The sequence below is a fragment of the Klebsiella sp. X1-16S-Nf21 genome (assembly GCF_002837615.1).
In the GTDB taxonomy this organism is placed as follows: domain Bacteria; phylum Pseudomonadota; class Gammaproteobacteria; order Enterobacterales; family Enterobacteriaceae; genus Klebsiella; species Klebsiella variicola.
Genome location: NZ_PJDK01000013.1, coordinates 42,555 through 63,077 on the forward strand (window position 1 = coordinate 42,555; position 20,523 = coordinate 63,077).

The following is a 20,523-nucleotide window of genomic DNA, read 5'->3' on the forward strand; positions in this document are numbered from 1 at the left end:
GGCGGCGCTTGCGCCGCATCCGGCCGCTGTTCCTGCATTTTGCCAGCCTGAACGTCAGGCAACCCATGCCGTCCGGCGCTGAGTTTACGCGCGACGAGCGACAGTTAAATCAACATGAGAACCCAAACGACGCCATGAGCGACGACAATTCACACAGTAGTGACACAGTAAACAGCAAAAAGGGATTTTTCTCCCTGTTACTCAGCCAGCTTTTTCACGGGGAACCGAAAAACCGTGATGAACTGCTGGCGCTGATCCGTGATTCCGGGCAGAACGATCTTATCGATGAAGATACGCGTGACATGCTCGAAGGGGTAATGGATATCGCCGACCAGCGGGTCCGCGACATTATGATCCCCCGTTCACAAATGATAACCCTGAAACGTAACCAGACGCTGGACGAGTGCCTGGATGTCATTATCGAATCCGCCCACTCGCGTTTCCCGGTCATCAGTGAAGATAAAGATCACATCGAAGGGATTCTGATGGCCAAGGATCTGCTGCCGTTTATGCGCAGCGACGCCGAAGCCTTCAGCATGGAAAAAGTGTTACGGCCGGCGGTTGTCGTCCCGGAAAGCAAGCGGGTCGACCGCATGCTGAAAGAGTTTCGCTCACAGCGCTACCATATGGCGATCGTTATTGACGAATTCGGCGGCGTCTCCGGCCTGGTGACCATCGAGGATATCCTTGAGCTCATCGTCGGGGAAATTGAAGACGAATACGACGAAGAAGAAGATATCGATTTCCGCCAGCTGAGCCGCCACACCTGGACGGTGCGCGCTCTGGCCTCCATCGAAGACTTCAACGACGCCTTCGACACGCACTTCAGCGATGAAGAAGTGGATACCATTGGCGGGCTGGTGATGCAGGCCTTCGGCCATCTGCCGGCCCGCGGCGAATCTATCGACATTGATGGTTACCAATTCAAGGTGGCAATGGCAGATAGCCGTCGTATCATTCAGGTGCATGTAAAGCTGCCCGATGACGCTCCCCAGCCGAAGCTGGAAGAGTAAGCCGCGGCGCTGAAGGTCACGGCCAGCCGGGAGACAGACCGTGGGCGATCCCCGGCTGTCCCCTCCCCCTGCTGGCAAACAGCATAGCCTGTGGCAACAGGCGTTAATTTACGGGACGATTAGCCTAAATGGTATTTGCCTCTCTTCTTGAACGCCAGCGCGTACGTCTGCTGCTGGCGCTGCTATTCGGAGCCAGCGGAACGCTGGCTTTTTCACCTTATGACTTCTGGCCGGCAGCTATCGTTTCGCTGATCGGTCTGCAGGCGTTAACCCTCAACCGACGCCCGCTGCAAAGCGCCGGGATCGGCTATTTCTGGGGATTCGGGCTGTTTGGCACCGGTATCAACTGGGTCTATGTCAGCATCGCGCAATTCGGCGGTATGCCAGGTCCGGTTAACGTCTTTCTCGTCGTTCTGCTGGCGGCCTATCTCTCGCTCTATACCGGCCTGTTTGCCGGCCTGCTCTCCCGGCTGTGGCCCAAAACCAGCTGGCTGCGGGTGGCTATCGCCGCCCCCGTCGTCTGGCAAATCACCGAGTTCCTGCGCGGCTGGGTGCTGACCGGCTTCCCATGGCTGCAGTTCGGCTATAGCCAGATCGACGGCCCGCTGAAAGGTCTCGCGCCGGTGATGGGCGTCGAGGCGATCAACTTCCTGCTGATGATGGTTAGCGGCCTGCTGGCCCTGGCCCTCGTCCAGCGTAACTGGAAGCCGCTGGCTATTGCCGCGCTGCTGTTCGCCCTGCCGTTCCCGCTGCGCTATATCCAGTGGTATCAGCTGCTGCCGGAGCGCGCGACCCAGGTCTCGCTGGTGCAAGGCGATATCCCACAGGCCATGAAGTGGGACGAGAAGCAGCTGGTCAACACCCTGAAAACCTACCTGGCGCTGACCCAGCCGCATATCGGCCACTCGCAGCTGATTATCTGGCCCGAGTCGGCGATCCCGGATCTGGAGATCAACCAGCAGCAGTTCCTCAGCATGATGGACGATCTGCTGCGCGCAAAAGACAGTTCGCTGATCACCGGCATTGTCGATGCGCGTCTCAATAAGCAGAACCGCTACGATACCTACAACACCATCATTACCCTCGGTAAAGATAACCCGTACCGCTACGACTCGACCAACCGTTACAACAAGAACCATCTGGTGCCGTTCGGTGAGTTTGTGCCGCTGGAATCGATTCTGCGTCCGCTGGCGCCGTTCTTTGACCTGCCGATGTCCTCCTTCAGCCGCGGCCCCTACGTGCAGCCGCAGCTGATGGCGCATAACCTGAAGCTGACCGCCGCCATCTGCTACGAGATCATCCTCGGGGAACAGGTACGCGATAACTTCCGGCCGGATACCGACTTCCTGCTGACCATCTCCAACGACGCCTGGTTCGGTAAGTCCATCGGTCCGTGGCAACACTTCCAGATGGCGCGGATGCGCGCCCTGGAGCTGGCCCGCCCACTCCTGCGCAGCACCAACAACGGCATTACTGCGGTGATCGGCCCGCGCGGCGAGATCCAGAAGATGATCCCGCAGTTTACCCGCGAGGTGTTGACCACCACCGTGACGCCCACCAGCGGCTTAACCCCTTACGCCCGCACCGGCAACTGGCCGCTATGGGCGCTGACGGCGCTGTTAGGCTTCGCTGCGCTACTGATGAGCCTGCGTCAGCGTCGCCGATAAGTTTCTCCGCCGGCGACGCCCGTCGCCGGCATTTTTTCTCCCCGCGCCAGCCATCCTGGCACAGTCATTGCTTTATTCTCCCTGGTAGCGCCATCGTCCGACCCAGTGCAACCGGGTTGCACCATAAACGTTCGGCGGTCGCGCTATTTTGGTGCAATAGAAGATCTTTGCCTCCCATTGGTGCGGAGCACTTCGCAAAAATAAACAATAAAACAGCAAAATCTTTACATTAAGCCAAACTAAATGCTAACAAACACATACAAATGCGGCACGTGGACGCGTGCCTCGAATAACAACACACACAATCACAATGGGTATCAATAGCGCCGCTGACGCTACGGATAAGGAGTTGGATATGCAATTACGTAAACTGGCCGCCGCAATGCTGGTCATGGGTGTGACCGCCGGTCTGGCACACGCAGAAGATGCCGCCCCGGCGGCAGGCCAGAGCACCCTGGATAAGATCGCCAAAAATGGGGTTATCGTTGTCGGCCATCGTGAATCTTCAGTCCCGTTCTCTTACTACGATAAACAGCAGAAGGTTGTGGGCTACTCTCAGGACTACTCCAACGCCATCGTTGATGCCATCAAGAAAAAGCTGAACAAGCCGGACCTGCAGGTCAAACTGATCCCTGTCACCTCGCAGAACCGTATCCCGCTGCTGCAGAATGGCACCTTTGATTTCGAGTGCGGCTCAACCACCAACAACCTTGAGCGCCAGAAACAGGCGGCCTTCTCCGATACCATCTTCGTGGTCGGCACCCGTCTGCTGGTGAAGAAAGGCGGTCCGATCAAAGATTTCCCGGACCTGAAGGATAAAGCGGTCGTTGTCACCTCCGGAACCACCTCAGAGATCCTGCTGCATAAGCTGAACGATGAGAAAAAAATGAATATGCGCATTATCAGCGCCAAAGATCATGGCGACTCTTTCCGCACCCTGGAAAGCGGACGCGCCGTGGCCTTTATGATGGATGACGCTCTGCTGGCCGGCGAACGCGCCAAGGCGAAGAAACCGGATAACTGGGAAATCGTCGGCACCGCACAGTCGAAAGAAGCCTATGGCTGCATGCTGCGTAAAGACGATCCGTCGTTCAAAGCGCTGGTCGATGAAACCGTTGCTCAGGCCCAGACCTCTGGCGAAGCGGCGAAATGGTTTGATAAATGGTTCAAAAATCCAATTCCGCCGAAAAACCTTAACCTGAACTTCGAACTGTCTGACGACATGAAAGCGCTGTTCAAATCACCTAATGACAAAGCACTGAACTAATTATAACAACCAGGGGCGGGATATCCTGCCCTCCCGATGATTGTCACAGCACGGACAGACTATACGGTGGCTGGTCGTTCCCCAGCCGCCGCGAATACCGAAACAAGCTGGACAACCGTCTTCGAGGGTAGCAATGGCTACCCTTTTTTTTCCAGGAGTCATGTATGTCAATAGACTGGAACTGGGGGATATTCCTGCAACAGGCCCCCTTCGGCAACACTACCTACCTGGGCTGGCTGTGGAGCGGTTTTCAGATAACCGTCGCCCTCTCCATCTCGGCCTGGATCATCGCTTTTCTCGTCGGCTCACTGTTTGGCATTTTACGCACGGTCCCCAATCGCTTCCTCTCGGGCATTGGCACCTGCTATGTCGAACTGTTTCGCAACGTGCCGCTGATCGTGCAGTTCTTTACCTGGTACCTGGTGGTGCCGGAATTCCTGCCGGAAAATATCGGCATGTGGTTTAAATCGGAGCTGGACCCAAACATTCAGTTCTTTGTCTCCTCCATGCTGTGCCTGGGGCTGTTTACCGCCGCCCGCGTCTGCGAGCAGGTACGCGCCGCCATTCAGTCGCTGCCGCGCGGGCAGAAGAACGCCGGTCTGGCGATGGGCCTGACCCTGCCGCAAACCTACCGCTACGTGCTGCTGCCGAACGCCTACCGCGTTATCGTGCCGCCGATGACCTCGGAAATGATGAACCTGGTGAAAAACTCGGCCATCGCCTCCACCATCGGTCTTGCCGATATGGCCGCGCAGGCGGGCAAACTGCTGGACTACTCCGCTCATGCCTGGGAGTCTTTTACGGCCATCACCCTGGCCTATGTCTTCATCAACGCGGTGATTATGCTGATTATGTATGTGGTCGAGCGTAAGGTTCGCCTGCCTGGCAATATGGGAGGCAAATAATGTACGATTTTGACTGGAGTTCGATCGTTCCGTCTATGCCCTATCTGCTGGCAGGGCTGGTGATCACCCTGAAGATTACGGTGATCGCCATCGTGGTCGGTATCGTCTGGGGCACCCTGCTGGCGGTGATGCGCCTGTCCAGTTTTCTGCCGCTGGCCTGGTTTGCTAAAACCTACGTTAACGTATTCCGTTCTATCCCGCTGGTGATGGTCCTGCTGTGGTTCTACCTGATTGTCCCGGGCTTCCTGCAGAACGTGCTGGGGCTGTCGCCGAAAACGGATATTCGCCTGATCTCGGCGATGGTGGCCTTTTCGATGTTCGAAGCCGCCTATTACTCAGAGATTATCCGCGCCGGCATCCAGAGCATCTCCCGCGGCCAGTCCGGCGCCGCGTTGGCGCTGGGGATGACCCACTGGCAGTCAATGCGGCTGGTGATCCTGCCGCAGGCCTTCCGCGCCATGGTGCCGCTGCTGCTTACCCAGGGGATCGTCCTGTTCCAGGATACCTCGTTGGTGTATGTATTGAGCCTCGCCGACTTCTTCCGTACCGCCTCCACCATTGGTGAGCGCGACGGAACCCAGGTCGAAATGATCCTGTTCGCGGGCGGCGTCTATTTTGTGATTAGCCTCAGCGCCTCGCTGTTGGTCAGCTGGTTGAAGAAAAGGACTGTGTAATGATTACCCTGAAAAACGTTTCAAAATGGTATGGTCACTTTCAGGTGCTGACCGATTGCTCCACGGAAGTGAAAAAAGGCGAAGTCGTGGTGGTCTGCGGGCCGTCAGGCTCCGGTAAATCCACGCTGATTAAAACCGTAAACGGCCTTGAGCCTGTGCAACAGGGGCAGATTATCGTCGACGGCACCGTGGTTAACGATAAAAAGACCAACCTGGCTAAACTGCGCTCGCACGTCGGAATGGTCTTTCAGCATTTTGAACTGTTCCCTCATCTGTCGATTATCGACAACCTGACGCTGGCGCAGGTCAAAGTGCTTAACCGCGATAAAGCATCAGCGCGCAAGAAAGGCCTCAAATTGCTGGAGCGCGTTGGCCTGGCGGCGCATGCGGAAAAATATCCGGCGCAGCTCTCCGGTGGCCAGCAGCAGCGCGTGGCCATTGCCCGAGCCCTGTGCATGGACCCGATCGCTATGCTGTTTGATGAGCCCACCTCAGCGCTTGACCCGGAGATGATTAACGAGGTGCTGGACGTCATGGTCGAACTGGCCAACGAGGGGATGACCATGATGGTCGTGACCCATGAAATGGGTTTTGCCCGCAAGGTGGCGAACCGGGTGATCTTTATGGATGAAGGAAAGATTGTCGAAGATGCCGATAAAGAAGCCTTCTTTGCCAATCCGCAATCCGATCGCGCCAAAGATTTCCTCGCCAAAATTCTGCATTAATCGTTATTCGCTGCGCATACCGCCCGGTATGCGCAGCTTATCTTTCCCGCCATATTATTCTTCAATATTATTTATGCGGCCGGTTATCGCTACTATCATTTACGTACCAAATAAACCTTAGCGATAAAAGCTGAACTTATTTATTAAATCGATAAATTCATAAAGAATTCACTAATGAATTCGTGGATCTGCTTCACTACCGCCGCTAGCATATAACGCCTCGTAACAGGTTCGTCGCACGATTATTTTATTAATTGAATATAATATTCTTGCCTGACCTCGCCTGCGCGAAATAAAGGCCATCAATATTCTCTGCCGCACGCAGAATAACGGATGCGCCACCGAACCAATGAAACAAATGGATATTGCTTCATGTTAATTCGATCTCGCACGCTCACCGGGCTACTGTTTATCACTCTGGCGGGCACCTCAGCCGCCGGGGCCGCACAGTTGACCACCTCGGCTCACCAGACGGAACAGGATAAAGCCCGCCAGGAGGCGCTGGCTCCGCAGCAACAGGACTTTCAGTCTTCACAACAGCGCGTGGCGCCGCAGGGTATCCCTTTCCCTGAGGAAACGCATTGTAAATTGATCAACCGGGTCGATATCGACTCCGATAACCAGGCGCTCACCCGGAAATTACTGGCGAAAACCGCGCAGCAGGCGCAGGGCCGCTGCCTCGGCAGCGAAGGTATTCGCCTGCTGGCCTATACCTTGCAAAACGAGCTGATTGCGCAAGGCTACATCACCTCCCTGATTGATGTGCCCTCCCAGTCGCTGGAGCAGGGCATGCTCAGGTTGACGCTGCACTATGGCAAAGTGGGCGCTATCGGCTATGCCGACGGCTCGGACACCACCCGCCTGTGGAATTCACTGCCAACCTCTTCCGGCACAATCCTGCGCTTAAGCGATCTTGAGCAGGGGATGGCCAATCTGCAGCGTCTGCCCGGCGCCACGGCGCACATGAAACTGCTGCCAGGCCAGCACGAGGGAGAAAGCGATATCCAGATTGCCCGCAGCCTGGCGAAAAAATGGCAGCTTGGCGCCTGGCTTGACGACGCCGGCAGCAAAGCCAGCGGCCGCTACCAGGCCGGCGGCGCCCTCTATCTCTATGACCTGACCACCCTCAACGATATCCTGTACCTTTCCGGCGGGGGCGATATTGAATTCAATCAGCATAACGACGGCAACCACAACGGCAGCCTGTATTACTCCATCCCCTTCGGCTACTGGACACTAAGCGCCTACGGGGCATACAGCCAGTATCGCCAGCAGTTTAACGGCAACTGGTCGACGATGGATTATAAGAGTAAAAATCGCTACTACAGCGCCACGCTGAGTCGTCTGCTCTCCCACACCCGGCAGCAAAAAACCACCGCCGACCTGCGGATCGCCAAGAGTACCTCGCATTATTACTTTGGCGGCAGTGAGCTACTGGTGATGCGCAAGCAGAACCCCTCATGGGAATTCACCCTCAACCACCAGCACTACTTTAACAAAAAGATTGTTGATGCCAGCATCGGCATCCAGCGCAGCGTGCCGTGGCTCAGCTCAACGCCAACGCCGGAGGAAAAGGCCGGGTTATACAGCCCGCTGTCACGGATCGTGCATGGTAATCTGCAGGCGCTAATGAAATTTGACGCCACCGGCGACAAATTTACCTGGGCTCCCCGCTTGAGCGCCCAGTTCAGCCCGGACAAACTCGCTTCCGATAATAAATTCAATATTGGCAGTCGCTGGAGCGTGCGCGGTTTTGACGGTGAAAACAGCCTGTCCGGCAATCAGGGATGGTACTGGCGCAACGATTTTATCTGGGATCTGCCCACCCACGAGCGGCAATTCTATCTGGGCGCGGATGTGGGTCGCCTTATTGGCGCCGATCTGTATCAAAAAGGCAAAGTCCTTTCCGGCGCCGTCAGCGGCCTGCGCGGACAATTATGGTCAACGCAATACGATCTGTTTATTAGCACCCCGCTCAGTAAACCGGATACGTTTCATAGCGACGCCCTGAATATGGGCTTTTCATTACAGTGGAGGTATTAATTCAATCATTATCGACCCTTTCAGCTACGTTGTTTATTAATCTTAATTTAAAGGAATAAATAAAATGTTTAAGTTTAAAGCTTCTTATGTCGCGCTGGCGGCAGTATTAACCTCGTCGGTGGTTTATGCCGACCCGACCAGCTATACGCATTCGTCCGGCGCCACGGTTATTGATATTGAAAAGCCGAACGCCGCCGGCGTCTCCCATAACCTGTACCGCGACTTCAACGTCGGTACTAATGGCACCGTCCTTAATAACAGCGGCGAGGATGTCAGCCACGGTACGTTGGGCAATATTGCCCGCAACAACAACCTGACCGCCGGCAGCGCCTCGGTGATTTTGAACGAGGTGACCTCCAAAAACGCCAGTAGCCTGAAGGGCTTTATCGAAGTTAACGGTCAGAAAGCGGACGTGGTGATCGCCAACCCGAACGGCATCACCTGCTCCGGCTGTAGCTTTGTCAATACCAACAAGGCCATCCTGACCACCGGTAAAGTCAACATGACCAGCGACGGCGCCATCGGCAGCTATACCGTAACGGGCGGCACCCTCACCATCGGCGAAAATGGCATGAACGCCGCTAACGGCTACGCGGTTCTGCTCGCCGACGCGATTAAGATTAACGGTAAAGTACAGGCCAATAATGCCCTGGTCAGCGCAGGTCGCTTCACCATGGATAACAGCTCGGGCGCGATAACCTCTGCAGGTAAACAAGCGACGCTTATCGAAATGACGATCAACCCGCAGTACAGCATCGACGTCAGCAGCCTTGGCGGCATCACCGCCAACAGCATCAGCATGGTCGGCAATAACATCGGCTTTGGCGTACGTAACCAGGGCTCCATTGTCGCTAACAGCACGCTGCAGCTCACCAGCAACGGTAACCTGCTAAACAAAGGGACAATAACGGGCAAAGGTTTGCTGAGCCAGGTTTCCACCGCCACGGGTATCACCAATAACGGCAGCATCGCTGGCGCCTATTATTTAATGCTTTCCAGCGGCGACTATATCGTCAACGTCGGCTCCCTCACCGGCGGCCAGCTGATTGCCTCCGCCAACGGCAATATCACTAACGGCGACTCAGGCACAATGACCGGCACCAGCGGACTTAGCCTGACCAGCGGCGGGAAAATCCGCAATGAGGCCAAAGCGTCCCTGCTGTCGAATAACCAGATTGCCGCCACGGCAATCGGTGATTTCCTCAATGAAGGCAAAATCAGCGCCAAAAACACCAGCCTGACGTTTGTTGGCAGCAGCTTTAAGAATACCGGCAACATTAATTCTACCGGCCAAACCACCGTTCAGTCCCTTAAGCAGGATGGCAGCACCAATACGGGCGAGATCTATAACCTCGGCAATATCACCGGCGAAAATATCAATCTGCAGACCAACGGCACGCTGGCGCAAAGCACCAGCGGTCGCATGGAGGCCACCAATGCCATTACCGCCCACAGCTACTGGCTGAATCAAAATGGTTATATGAAAGCGGCCGATATCACCACCCATCATGCTGTGGTGAATAACACCGGTACTATCACAGCGGGTAATATTGCCCTGACTTCCACTGGAAACATCGTTAATGAGGGCACCTTCTCCAGCACAGGCGACATGCTGCTGGATGCCCGAAATAATAGCACTATCAGCAATTACTCGTTGATTAAAGCGGGTGGTACGCTGACGATGAACGCGAAAAAGGTCATCAACAGCGGTCGCGGCTGCGGCTGGTTAGGGTTTAACACTTGTGACGTCGGCACCCTGAGCGCGAACAAGTTGATTCTCAACTCCTCGCACAGCTATGCCAGCAACATGGGTGGCTATCAGTATTTCAAGAGTACCGAAATCAACACCGTGAAATAAGACAAACCACGATGCGCGAAGCCTCGCGCATCTTTTTTCGCACCGCTTAGGGTTCGAAGGGCCGACGCTGGAACTGATCGTGGCCACACTTCGGACAGCGCGGCAGCACGTCCGGGGTATACACTGCCAGGTGATAGTGGCACTTCTCGCAGACCAGATTGCCCAGGCCGACCACCTCACCGCTGTGGTACACGCCGTGGTGATTCAGATCCTGAAAGACTTCGCGCCACTCGAGCTGCGTTTTGTCGGTGATATCAGCCAGTTCCTGCCACAGGCTCTCTTTGATCACCCGCATAAACACGCTGTCGCTCTCGTCTTCATGACTCTCTTCGTAGCTGCGGGCAAACTCCTCGAGATCGCGTTTTACTGCCGCAATCACCGACTCGATCTCGCTCTGCGTGAGATCGCCGGCGCGGGCGATTTTTTCCCGCGCCTGTGTCACCAGCGCGTCGATATCGCGCTCTCCATGGCGGAGCCGTTCGCTGAGCGAGGAGACCAGTTCACGGTAATATTGAGCAACCTTGTTCATCATTTCGCCTCCGGTGTGGTTAACGTCTTCTGATAATAGACCTTATTCCTCTCCCGCTGTGTCTGACAAGCCACAGAGTCGCGAAATAATCAGCGCGGCTTTTGCCGATGTTAATGTGCGAAAGGCTGTTTTGACGGGGGCGTTTGGGCTATGCTATGCCGATCTGAAATAACACATCCATTGGCTACATTTTGTAGCTGTATTGAAAACAGGACCACTGGCTGCCATGCAAGAGCAATACCGCCCGGAAGAGATAGAATCGAAAGTCCAGCTTCACTGGGACGAAAATCGTACATTTGAAGTAACTGAAGACGAGAGCAAAGAGAAGTATTACTGCCTGTCGATGCTTCCTTATCCTTCTGGTCGACTACACATGGGTCACGTGCGTAACTACACCATCGGCGACGTGATTGCCCGCTACCAGCGTATGCTGGGCAAAAACGTCCTGCAGCCGATTGGCTGGGATGCGTTTGGTCTGCCGGCGGAAGGCGCGGCAGTGAAAAACAACACCGCGCCAGCACCGTGGACCTACGACAACATCGCCTACATGAAAAACCAGCTCAAAATGCTGGGTTTTGGCTATGACTGGAGCCGCGAGCTGGCGACCTGCACCCCGGAATACTACCGCTGGGAGCAGAAGTTCTTCACCGAGCTGTACAAAAAAGGGCTGGTATACAAGAAAACCTCCGCGGTGAACTGGTGCCCGAACGACCAGACCGTACTGGCCAACGAACAGGTTATCGACGGCTGCTGCTGGCGCTGCGATACCAAAGTCGAGCGTAAAGAGATCCCGCAGTGGTTTATTAAAATCACCGCCTACGCCGATGAACTGCTGAACGATCTGGATAAACTGGATCACTGGCCAGACACCGTAAAGACCATGCAGCGCAACTGGATCGGCCGTTCCGAAGGGGTGGAAATCTCCTTTGACGTCAACAACTACGCCGATAAGCTGACCGTCTACACCACCCGTCCGGACACCTTTATGGGCTGCACCTACCTGGCTGTCGCGGCGGGTCACCCGCTGGCGCAGCAGGCTGCAGCGAACAATCCGGCGCTGGCTGCCTTTATCGACGAATGCCGTAATACCAAAGTAGCCGAAGCCGACATGGCGACGATGGAGAAAAAAGGCGTCGATACCGGGTTTAAAGCCATTCACCCGCTGACCGGCGAAGAAATTCCTGTCTGGGCGGCAAACTTCGTGCTGATGGAATATGGCACCGGCGCGGTCATGGCCGTTCCGGGTCACGACCAGCGTGACTATGAGTTCGCCAGCAAGTACGGTCTGAACATCAAGCCGGTTATCCTCGCCGCTGACGGCAGCGAGCCGGATCTCTCCGCGCAGGCGCTGACCGAGAAAGGCGTCCTGTTTAACTCCGGCGAGTTCAGCGGCCTCGATTATGAAGCCGGCTTCAACGCCATTGCCGACAAACTGGCAGCCATGGGCGTAGGCGAGCGTAAAATTAACTACCGTCTGCGTGACTGGGGTGTGTCCCGTCAACGCTACTGGGGTGCGCCGATCCCGATGGTGACCCTGGAAGATGGCACCGTGCTGCCGACCCCGGAAGATCAACTGCCGGTGATCCTGCCGGAAGATGTGGTCATGGACGGCATCACCAGCCCGATCAAAGCCGATCCTGAATGGGCGAAGACCACCGTTAACGGTCAGCCGGCGCTGCGTGAAACCGACACCTTTGACACCTTTATGGAATCCTCCTGGTACTATGCGCGCTACACCTGCCCGCAGTATCAGGAAGGGATGCTGGATTCGAAAGCGGCCAACTACTGGCTGCCGGTAGATATCTACATCGGCGGTATCGAACACGCCATCATGCACCTGCTCTACTTCCGCTTCTTCCACAAGCTGATGCGCGACGCGGGCATGGTCAACTCCGATGAGCCGGCGAAGCAGCTGCTGTGCCAGGGCATGGTGCTGGCTGACGCCTTCTACTATGTAGGCGAAAACGGCGAACGTAACTGGGTTTCCCCGGTTGACGCCATTGTTGAGCGCGACGAAAAAGGCCGCATCGTGAAAGCGAAAGACGCGGCAGGCCATGAGCTGGTGTACACCGGCATGAGCAAGATGTCCAAGTCGAAAAACAACGGCATCGACCCGCAGGTGATGGTTGAGCGTTATGGCGCGGATACCGTGCGTCTGTTCATGATGTTTGCGTCCCCGGCGGATATGACCCTCGAGTGGCAGGAATCTGGCGTTGAAGGGGCTAACCGCTTCCTGAAACGCGTCTGGAAACTGGTCTACGAGCACACCACCAAAGGGGACGTTGCGGCACTGAACGTGGCGGCGCTGAGTGAAGATCAGAAAGCGCTGCGTCGCGATATTCACAAAACGATCGCCAAAGTGACCGATGACATCGGCCGTCGTCAGACCTTCAACACCGCCATCGCGGCGATCATGGAGCTGATGAACAAGCTGGCGAAAGCGCCGCAGGAAGACGAACAGGATCGTGCCCTGATGCAGGAAGCGCTGCTGGCGGTGGTGCGTATGCTGAACCCGTTCACCCCGCACGCCAGCTTCACCCTGTGGCGCGAGCTGAACGGCGAAGGCGATATCGACAACGCGCCGTGGCCGGTGGCGGATGAAAGCGCGATGGTGGAAGACAGCACCCTCGTCGTCGTCCAGGTCAATGGCAAAGTTCGTGGTAAAATTACCGTTGCGGTAGATGCAACTGAAGAGCAGGTCCGCGAGCGTGCCGGCCAGGAGCATCTGGTCGCGAAATATCTCGACGGTAAAACCGTGCGTAAAGTGATTTACGTTCCGGGTAAACTGCTCAATCTGGTCGTTGGCTAAGCGCGGGAGGAAGCGTGCGATATCTGGTAACAATGTTGTTATCCCTGGCGGTGCTTGTCACCGCCGGCTGTGGCTGGCATCTGCGTAGCACTACGAAGGTGCCCACCACCATGAAAACCATGATTCTTCAGTCGAGCGATCCGAACGGACCGTTAAGTCGCGCGGTACGTAATCAGCTGCGTCTTAATGGCGTGGACCTGATCGACGCCAGCACGCTGCGTAAAGATGTTCCTTCTCTGCGCCTCGATGGTTCGTCGATTCAGAAAGATACCGCCTCGGTGTTCCAGGATGGTCGTACCGCGGAATATCAGATGGTCATGACCGTTCATGCCAGCGTCCTGATCCCGGGTCACGATATCTATCCGATTACCACCAAGGTCTATCGTTCGTTCTTCGATAACCCGCAGGCGGCGTTAGCGAAAGACGCCGAGCAGGATATGATTATCCAGGAAATGTACGACAAAGCGGCGGAACAGCTGATTCGTAAGCTGCCGAGCGTGCAGGTTGCAGATGTTGAAGCAACCCAGCAGGAAGAGAAACCGGTCGCCGGCAGCACGGCACCGACTTCCTCGGGTAACCGCGTCTCCACCACTCTGGGTCAATGATGATTCGGTTGTACCCGGAACAACTCCGCGCGCAGCTCACTGAAGGGCTGCGCGCGGCCTATCTGCTGCTTGGCAACGATCCCCTGCTGTTGCAGGAAAGCCAGGACGCCATTCGCGAAGCCGCTGCCGCCCAGGGCTTTACCGAGCACCACACCTTCACCATCGATAACAGCACCGACTGGCAGGCGATTTTCGCGTTAAGCCAGGCGTTGAGTCTGTTCTCCAGCCGGCAAACGCTGCTGCTAATCCTGCCGGAAAACGGCCCTAACGCGGCGATCAACGAACAGCTGGCGACCCTGATCGGCCTGCTGCACGACGACCTGCTGCTGATAGTTCGCGGGAATAAGCTGACCAAAGCCCAGGAGAATGCCGCGTGGCTTACCGCCCTGGCGCAGCGGGCCGTCCAGGTCAGTTGCCAGACGCCGGAATACGCACAGCTGCCGCGCTGGCTGGCCGCCCGGGCCAAACAGCATCAGCTGCAGCTCGACGACGCGGCCAGTCAGCTGCTGTGCTACTGTTACGAAGGTAATCTGCTGGCGCTGGCGCAGGCGCTGGAGCGTCTGGCGCTGCTCTGGCCGGACGGTAAGCTGACCCTGCCCCGGGTTGAGCAGGCGGTAAACGATGCCGCCCACTTTACCCCTTACCATTGGGTCGATGCGCTACTGGCAGGCAAAAGCAAGCGCGTGCTACATGTTCTGCAACAGCTCCGCCTTGAAGGCTGCGAGCCGGCGATCCTGCTGCGTACGCTACAGCGGGAGCTGCTGCTGCTGGTCACGCTCAAACGCCAGTCGACGCACACGCCGCTGCGCTCGCTGTTTGATAAACATCGGGTCTGGCAAAACCGCCGTCAGCTGCTCAGCGATGCCCTCGCCCGACTGAGCGGGGAACAGTTGCGCCAGGCGGTGACCCTCCTGACCCGCGCGGAACTGACCTTTAAACAGGATTACGGGCACGACGTCTGGCCCGAACTGGAAAGTCTTTCGTTGTTGCTCTGCCACAAAGCCCTGGCGGACGTTTTTATTGATGGTTGATATGACTCAGTTACAGGCAATCTATGGCGGCACCTTCGATCCGGTGCATTATGGTCACCTCAAGCCGGTCGAGATCCTGGCGAATCAGATTGGCCTGAGCAAGGTCATCATCATGCCTAACAACGTCCCGCCGCACCGTCCCCAGCCGGAAGCCACCAGCGCCCAGCGCGTGCATATGCTGAAGCTGGCGATTGCCGATAAGCCGCTGTTCACGCTCGACGAACGCGAACTGCAGCGTGACACCCCCTCCTGGACAGCAGACACGCTGCAGGCATGGCGCCAGGAGCAGGGGGCAGAAAAACCGCTGGCGTTTATCATCGGCCAGGATTCGCTGCTCACCTTCCCCACCTGGCACCGCTATGAAACCATCCTTGATAACGTTCATCTGATCGTCTGCCGCCGCCCGGGTTACCCGCTGACCATGGCGCACGACGCTGATCAGCAGTGGCTGGACCGTCACTTAACCCACGACGTAGAGCGCCTGCATAACCGCCCCGCCGGGGCCATCTACCTGGCGGAAACGCCGTGGTTCGATATCTCGGCGACGATTATCCGCCAGCGCCTCGAGCGCGGGGAATCCTGCGCCGAGATGCTGCCGGCCACCGTGCTGGACTACATCCGCGAGCAGGGACTCTATTGCTGACCCCGGACTGGGCCTGATGCTAAAAAAGCGCTATCGTAGCGCCACGTCTCCACCGCCTGTCTGAGCATCATCATGAAATTATGGTTAGTTCGCCACGGCGAAACCGAAGCCAACGTTGCCGGGTTATACAGCGGCCACGCCCCCACTCCTCTGACGCCGCGCGGCGTCGCCCAGGCGCGAGCGCTCGGCGAACGGCTGCGGGCAGTACCTTTCGACAAAGTCATCTGTAGCGAGCTGGCGAGAACCGGGACAACGGCCGATCTGCTGCTTGGCGATCGCCATATCCCACGTGAGTGCCATGCCACGCTCAATGAAATGTTTTTCGGCGACTGGGAGATGCGTCATCATCGCGACCTTCAGCGAGAGGATGCGGAAAACTATGCCGCGTGGTGTGCTGACTGGCAGCACGCGGCCCCCACCAATGGCGAAAGCTTTCAGAATTTTGCCCGCCGCGTCAGCGAATTCACCACAACGCTGGCCGACTGCCGCCATCTTGACCACCTGCTGATTGTCGGCCATCAGGGCGTCCTGAGCCTGCTGACGGCCCTGCTGTTGCAGATGCCCGCGGCGGCGATGTGGCATTTCCCGATTGCCCATGGCGCCTGGAGCCTCCTCGATATGCGCGACGATTTCACCACCCTGCGCGTATTAAATAGCCAGGCCGTCTGGCAGCCGCAAGAAGAATTCCCGCCAGACCATTGACAGGCCACAGCAGGCTGCTATTCTCCGCTGCCGGGCAGCATCCGCCACAGCATGTTTGCAGAAATTGTTTTACAAAAATGGCGATGCAATCCGCGGCGAGGGATGGGATGATACCCCGCCACGAACGCCTGCCGACAGACATTTCACCCGACTTTTTCATCAGTTCAGGTATACTGTCAGGCTCTTTATCATTATCAATCTTCATGCACCCAGGGGGAACACTTGCAGGGTAAAGCACTCCAGGATTTTGTTATCGACAAAATTGATGACCTGAAAGGTCAGGACATCGTCGCCATTGATGTACATGGCAAATCCAGCATCACCGATTGCATGATTATCTGCACCGGCACCTCTACCCGTCACGTGATGTCCATCGCCGACCACGTGGTTCAGGAATCCCGCGCCGCCGGCATGCTGCCGCTGGGCGTTGAAGGGGAAGCCGCCGCCGACTGGATCGTCGTCGACCTCGGCGACGTGATGGTTCACGTCATGCAGGAAGAGAGCCGTCGTCTGTACGAGCTGGAAAAACTCTGGAGTTAATGCGTGAAGTTGCAGCTGGTGGCCGTTGGCACCAAAATGCCGGACTGGGTACAGACCGGCTTTAGCGAGTATCTGCGCCGTTTTCCCAAAGATATGCCGTTTGAACTGGTGGAGATCCCCGCCGGTAAACGCGGCAAGAACGCCGATATCAAGCGCATCCTCGAAAAAGAGGGCGAGATGATGTTGGCCGCTGCCGGTAAGAACCGTATCGTGACCCTGGATATTCCGGGAAAACCATGGGATACGCCGCAGCTGGCGCGCGAACTGGAACGCTGGAAACAGGACGGGCGCGACGTCAGTTTGCTGGTAGGCGGCCCGGAAGGCCTCTCTCCAGCCTGTAAAGCAGCGGCGGAACAGAGTTGGTCGCTCTCCACCCTCACCTTACCTCACCCGCTGGTGCGCGTACTGGTGGCCGAGAGTCTGTATCGGGCGTGGAGCATAACCACCAACCACCCGTACCACCGTGAGTAATGATGATCAGGGTAGACTAAGCAGCGAATGAAATTACAGAATTCTTTCCGCGACTATACGGCTGAATCCTCGCTGTTCGTGCGCCGGGCGCTGGTCGCTTTTTTGGGGATTTTGCTGCTTACCGGCGTTCTGGTCGCCAACCTGTACAATGTGCAAATCGTTCGCTTCAATGACTATCAGACGCGTTCGAACGAAAACCGCATCAAGCTGGTACCGATCCCGCCGAGCCGCGGCATTATTTACGATCGCAACGGCACCCCGCTGGCGCTTAACCGCACCATTTATCAGCTGGAGATGATGCCGGAGAAAGTCGATAACGTGCAGCAGACGCTGGATGCGCTGCGTGACGTCGTCGATTTAACCGACGATGATATCGCCGGCTTCAAAAAGGAGCGCGCACGCTCCCATCGCTTTACCTCGATTCCGGTAAAGGTCAACCTCAGTGAAGTGCAGGTTGCCCGCTTTGCCGTCAACCAGTACCGCTTTCCCGGCGTGGAAGTCAAAGGCTACAAGCGTCGTTATTATCCCTATAACTCGGCGCTGACGCACGTCATTGGCTACGTCTCAAAAATTAACGATAAAGACGTCGACCGCCTCGACAAAGAAGGCAAGCTGGCTAACTACGCCTCGACCCACGACATCGGTAAGCTGGGTATTGAGCGTTATTATGAGGATGTCCTGCACGGTCAGACCGGCTACGAAGAGGTTGAAGTGAACAACCGCGGCCGCGTCATTCGACAACTGAAAGAGGTGCCGCCGCAGGCCGGACGCGATATCTACCTCACTCTCGATCTCAAGCTGCAGCAGTATATCGAAACCCTGCTGGCCGGTAGCCGTGCCGCCGTGGTGGTCACCGATCCGCGTACCGGCGCCGTTCTGGCGCTGGTATCTACGCCAAGCTATGACCCGAACCTGTTCGTCGACGGCATCTCCAGTAAAGATTACTCCGGCCTGCTCAACGATCCGAACACGCCGCTGGTCAACCGCGCGACGCAGGGGGTCTACCCGCCGGCGTCAACAGTAAAACCGTACGTCGCCGTCTCGGCGCTGAGCGCCGGGGTGATCACCCGCAATACCAGCCTGTTCGACCCAGGCTGGTGGCAGCTGCCTGGCTCCGATAAACGCTATCGTGACTGGAAAAAATGGGGCCACGGCCACCTGAACGTCACCAAAGCGCTGGAGGAGTCTGCGGATACCTATTTCTATCAGGTCGCCTATGACATGGGCATCGATCGCCTCTCTGAGTGGATGAGCAAGTTTGGCTACGGCCACTACACCGGTATCGACCTTTCTGAAGAGCGCTCGGGCAACATGCCAACCCGCGAATGGAAGCTCAAGCGCTTCAAGAAACCCTGGTACCAGGGGGACACCATTCCGGTGGGCATCGGTCAGGGGTACTGGACTGCCACCCCCATCCAGATGAACAAGGCGCTGATGATCCTGATTAACGACGGGGTGGTGAAAGTGCCGCACCTGCTGCAAAGCACCGTGGAAGACGGCAAGCCCGTTCCGTGGGTTCAGCCGCATGAGCCGCCGGTGGGCGACATCCATTCCGGCTACTGGGAAATCGCCAAAGACGGCATGTTCGGCGTGGCCAACCGCGGCAACGGCACCGCGCACAAATATTTCGCCAGCGCGCCGTATAAGATCGCGGCCAAGTCCGGTACCGCCCAGGTGTTCGGCCTGAAGGCCAACGAAACCTATAACGCGCACCGCATCTCTGAACGTCTGCGCGACCATAAACTGATGACGGCGTTTGCGCCTTATAACAACCCTCAGGTTGCCGTGGCGATGATCCTGGAAAACGGCGGCGCCGGCCCGGCGGTCGGCACCATTATGCGACAAATCCTTGATCACATTATGCTGGGCGATAACAACACCACGCTGCCAAGCGAAAACCCGGCGGTCACCGCAGGGGAGGATCAATAATGACGGATAATCCGAACAAAAAATCGCTGTGGGATAAAATCCATCTTGACCCCACCATGCTGCTGATCCTGCTGGCGCTACTGACCTACAGCGCGCTGGTTATCTGGAGCGCCAGCGGTCAGGACGTCGGCATGATGGAACGTAAAATCGGCCAGATCGCCATGGGCGTGGTGATCATGATCGTCATGGCGCAGATCCCACCGCGGGTCTATGAAGGCTGGGCGCCCTATCTTTATATTTTCTGTATTATTCTGCTGGTGGCCGTTGATGCTTTCGGCGCTATCTCCAAAGGGGCGCAGCGCTGGCTGGATCTCGGTATCGTCCGCTTTCAGCCGTCGGAGATAGCGAAAATCGCCGTGCCGCTGATGGTCGCGCGCTTTATTAACCGCGACGTCTGTCCGCCGTCGCTGAAGAACACCGCGATTGCGCTGGTGCTGATCTTCCTGCCGACCCTGCTGGTGGCAGCGCAGCCCGACCTCGGCACCTCGATTCTGATCGCCCTCTCCGGGCTGTTTGTGCTGTTCCTTTCCGGTCTAAGCTGGCGTCTTATCGGTATCGCCGTGGTGCTGGTCGCCGCCTTTATACCGATCCTGTGGTTCTTCCTGATGCATGACTATCAGCGCCAGCGCGTGATGATGCTCCTCGACCCGGAAACCGACCCGCTGGGCGCCGGCTATCACATTATTCAGTCTAAAATTGCCATTGGCTCCGGCGGTCTGCGCGGCAAAGGCTGGCTGCACGGCACGCAGTCGCAGCTGGAGTTCCTGCCGGAACGCCACACCGACTTTATCTTCGCCGTGCTGGCCGAAGAGCTGGGGCTGATTGGTGTGCTGATCCTGCTGGCGCTCTATATTCTGCTGATCATGCGCGGGCTGTGGATCGCCGCCCAGGCGCAAACCACCTTTGGCCGGGTCATGGCCGGTGGTTTAATGTTGATTTTATTCGTTTATGTCTTCGTAAATATTGGTATGGTGAGTGGTATTTTACCGGTGGTGGGCGTACCGTTGCCGCTGGTGAGCTACGGGGGCTCCGCCCTGATCGTATTGATGGCCGGGTTTGGTATCGTGATGTCGATCCATACCCACAGAAAAATGTTGTCGAAAAGCGTTTAA

18 protein-coding genes are annotated in these 20,523 nt (G+C 56.8%); 17 read left to right on the top strand and 1 reads right to left on the bottom strand.

Annotated elements, in window-relative coordinates:
* Nucleotides 1-134: 134 nt before the first annotated feature.
* From corC to CW267_RS08485, 8 genes are all read left to right on the top strand, one after another.
* A complete protein-coding gene (gene corC / locus CW267_RS08450) occupies nt 135-1,013 on the top strand; it encodes a CNNM family magnesium/cobalt transport protein CorC (RefSeq protein ID WP_004197606.1) in 879 nt (292 codons plus the stop codon).
* A gap of 128 nt (nt 1,014-1,141) precedes the next feature.
* On the top strand, nt 1,142-2,680 hold the full coding sequence (gene lnt / locus CW267_RS08455) for an apolipoprotein N-acyltransferase (RefSeq protein WP_022065697.1): 1,539 nt from the start codon (nt 1,142-1,144) through the stop codon (nt 2,678-2,680).
* 355 nt (nt 2,681-3,035) lie between these two features.
* Nucleotides 3,036-3,947, top strand: coding sequence for an amino acid ABC transporter substrate-binding protein (locus CW267_RS08460; RefSeq protein WP_100781415.1), 912 nt, complete (start codon nt 3,036-3,038; stop codon nt 3,945-3,947).
* Between the two features lie 164 nt (nt 3,948-4,111).
* The gene (locus CW267_RS08465) at nt 4,112-4,852 is read left to right on the top strand and encodes an amino acid ABC transporter permease (protein WP_002894709.1); all 741 of its coding nucleotides are present in this window, start codon (nt 4,112-4,114) and stop codon (nt 4,850-4,852) included.
* Nucleotides 4,852-5,526, top strand: coding sequence for a glutamate/aspartate ABC transporter permease GltK (gene gltK / locus CW267_RS08470; protein ID WP_012542451.1), 675 nt, complete (start codon nt 4,852-4,854; stop codon nt 5,524-5,526). Before CW267_RS08465 ends, gltK begins: the two co-directional genes overlap by 1 nt.
* Nucleotides 5,526-6,251, top strand: coding sequence for an amino acid ABC transporter ATP-binding protein (locus CW267_RS08475; protein ID WP_008805645.1), 726 nt, complete (start codon nt 5,526-5,528; stop codon nt 6,249-6,251). The genes gltK and CW267_RS08475 overlap by 1 nt, the downstream gene beginning before the upstream one ends.
* A gap of 372 nt (nt 6,252-6,623) precedes the next feature.
* Nucleotides 6,624-8,294, top strand: a complete 1,671-nt coding sequence (locus tag CW267_RS08480; protein ID WP_100781416.1) for a ShlB/FhaC/HecB family hemolysin secretion/activation protein — start codon at nt 6,624-6,626, stop codon at nt 8,292-8,294.
* 64 nt (nt 8,295-8,358) lie between these two features.
* Nucleotides 8,359-10,152, top strand: coding sequence for a filamentous hemagglutinin N-terminal domain-containing protein (locus tag CW267_RS08485; protein WP_032734974.1), 1,794 nt, complete (start codon nt 8,359-8,361; stop codon nt 10,150-10,152).
* Between the two features lie 46 nt (nt 10,153-10,198).
* On the opposite strand, the gene CW267_RS08490 is transcribed toward CW267_RS08485, so the two are convergent.
* Complete coding sequence (locus tag CW267_RS08490; RefSeq protein ID WP_032691348.1) at nt 10,199-10,681, bottom strand: zinc ribbon-containing protein; 483 nt, start codon at nt 10,679-10,681, stop codon at nt 10,199-10,201.
* Between the two features lie 226 nt (nt 10,682-10,907).
* On the opposite strand from CW267_RS08490, the gene leuS reads away from it, so the two are divergent.
* The 9 genes from leuS to mrdB all read left to right on the top strand — a co-directional run bounded on the left by leuS (nt 10,908) and on the right by mrdB (nt 20,523).
* On the top strand, nt 10,908-13,490 hold the full coding sequence (gene leuS / locus CW267_RS08495; protein WP_012542455.1) for a leucine--tRNA ligase: 2,583 nt from the start codon (nt 10,908-10,910) through the stop codon (nt 13,488-13,490).
* Between the two features lie 14 nt (nt 13,491-13,504).
* Complete coding sequence (gene lptE / locus CW267_RS08500; protein ID WP_100781417.1) at nt 13,505-14,095, top strand: LPS assembly lipoprotein LptE; 591 nt, start codon at nt 13,505-13,507, stop codon at nt 14,093-14,095.
* Nucleotides 14,095-15,126, top strand: a complete 1,032-nt coding sequence (gene holA, locus CW267_RS08505; RefSeq protein ID WP_032691138.1) for a DNA polymerase III subunit delta — start codon at nt 14,095-14,097, stop codon at nt 15,124-15,126. Before lptE ends, holA begins: the two co-directional genes overlap by 1 nt.
* Entirely contained in the window at nt 15,119-15,769 is a 651-nt protein-coding gene (gene nadD / locus CW267_RS08510; protein WP_012542457.1) for a nicotinate-nucleotide adenylyltransferase, read from the top strand. The genes holA and nadD overlap by 8 nt, the downstream gene beginning before the upstream one ends.
* A 72-nt stretch (nt 15,770-15,841) precedes the next feature.
* Complete coding sequence (locus CW267_RS08515; protein ID WP_032734973.1) at nt 15,842-16,471, top strand: adenosylcobalamin/alpha-ribazole phosphatase; 630 nt, start codon at nt 15,842-15,844, stop codon at nt 16,469-16,471.
* A gap of 222 nt (nt 16,472-16,693) precedes the next feature.
* The gene (gene rsfS, locus CW267_RS08525; RefSeq protein WP_002894623.1) at nt 16,694-17,011 is read left to right on the top strand and encodes a ribosome silencing factor; all 318 of its coding nucleotides are present in this window, start codon (nt 16,694-16,696) and stop codon (nt 17,009-17,011) included.
* A gap of 3 nt (nt 17,012-17,014) precedes the next feature.
* Nucleotides 17,015-17,482 (top strand): 23S rRNA (pseudouridine(1915)-N(3))-methyltransferase RlmH, encoded by a 468-nt coding sequence (rlmH, locus tag CW267_RS08530; RefSeq protein ID WP_002894620.1) that lies wholly within the window; start codon nt 17,015-17,017, stop codon nt 17,480-17,482.
* 27 nt (nt 17,483-17,509) lie between these two features.
* Nucleotides 17,510-19,411, top strand: coding sequence for a peptidoglycan DD-transpeptidase MrdA (gene mrdA, locus CW267_RS08535; RefSeq protein WP_008805636.1), 1,902 nt, complete (start codon nt 17,510-17,512; stop codon nt 19,409-19,411).
* On the top strand, nt 19,411-20,523 hold the full coding sequence (gene mrdB / locus CW267_RS08540) for a peptidoglycan glycosyltransferase MrdB (RefSeq protein ID WP_008805635.1): 1,113 nt from the start codon (nt 19,411-19,413) through the stop codon (nt 20,521-20,523). The genes mrdA and mrdB overlap by 1 nt, the downstream gene beginning before the upstream one ends.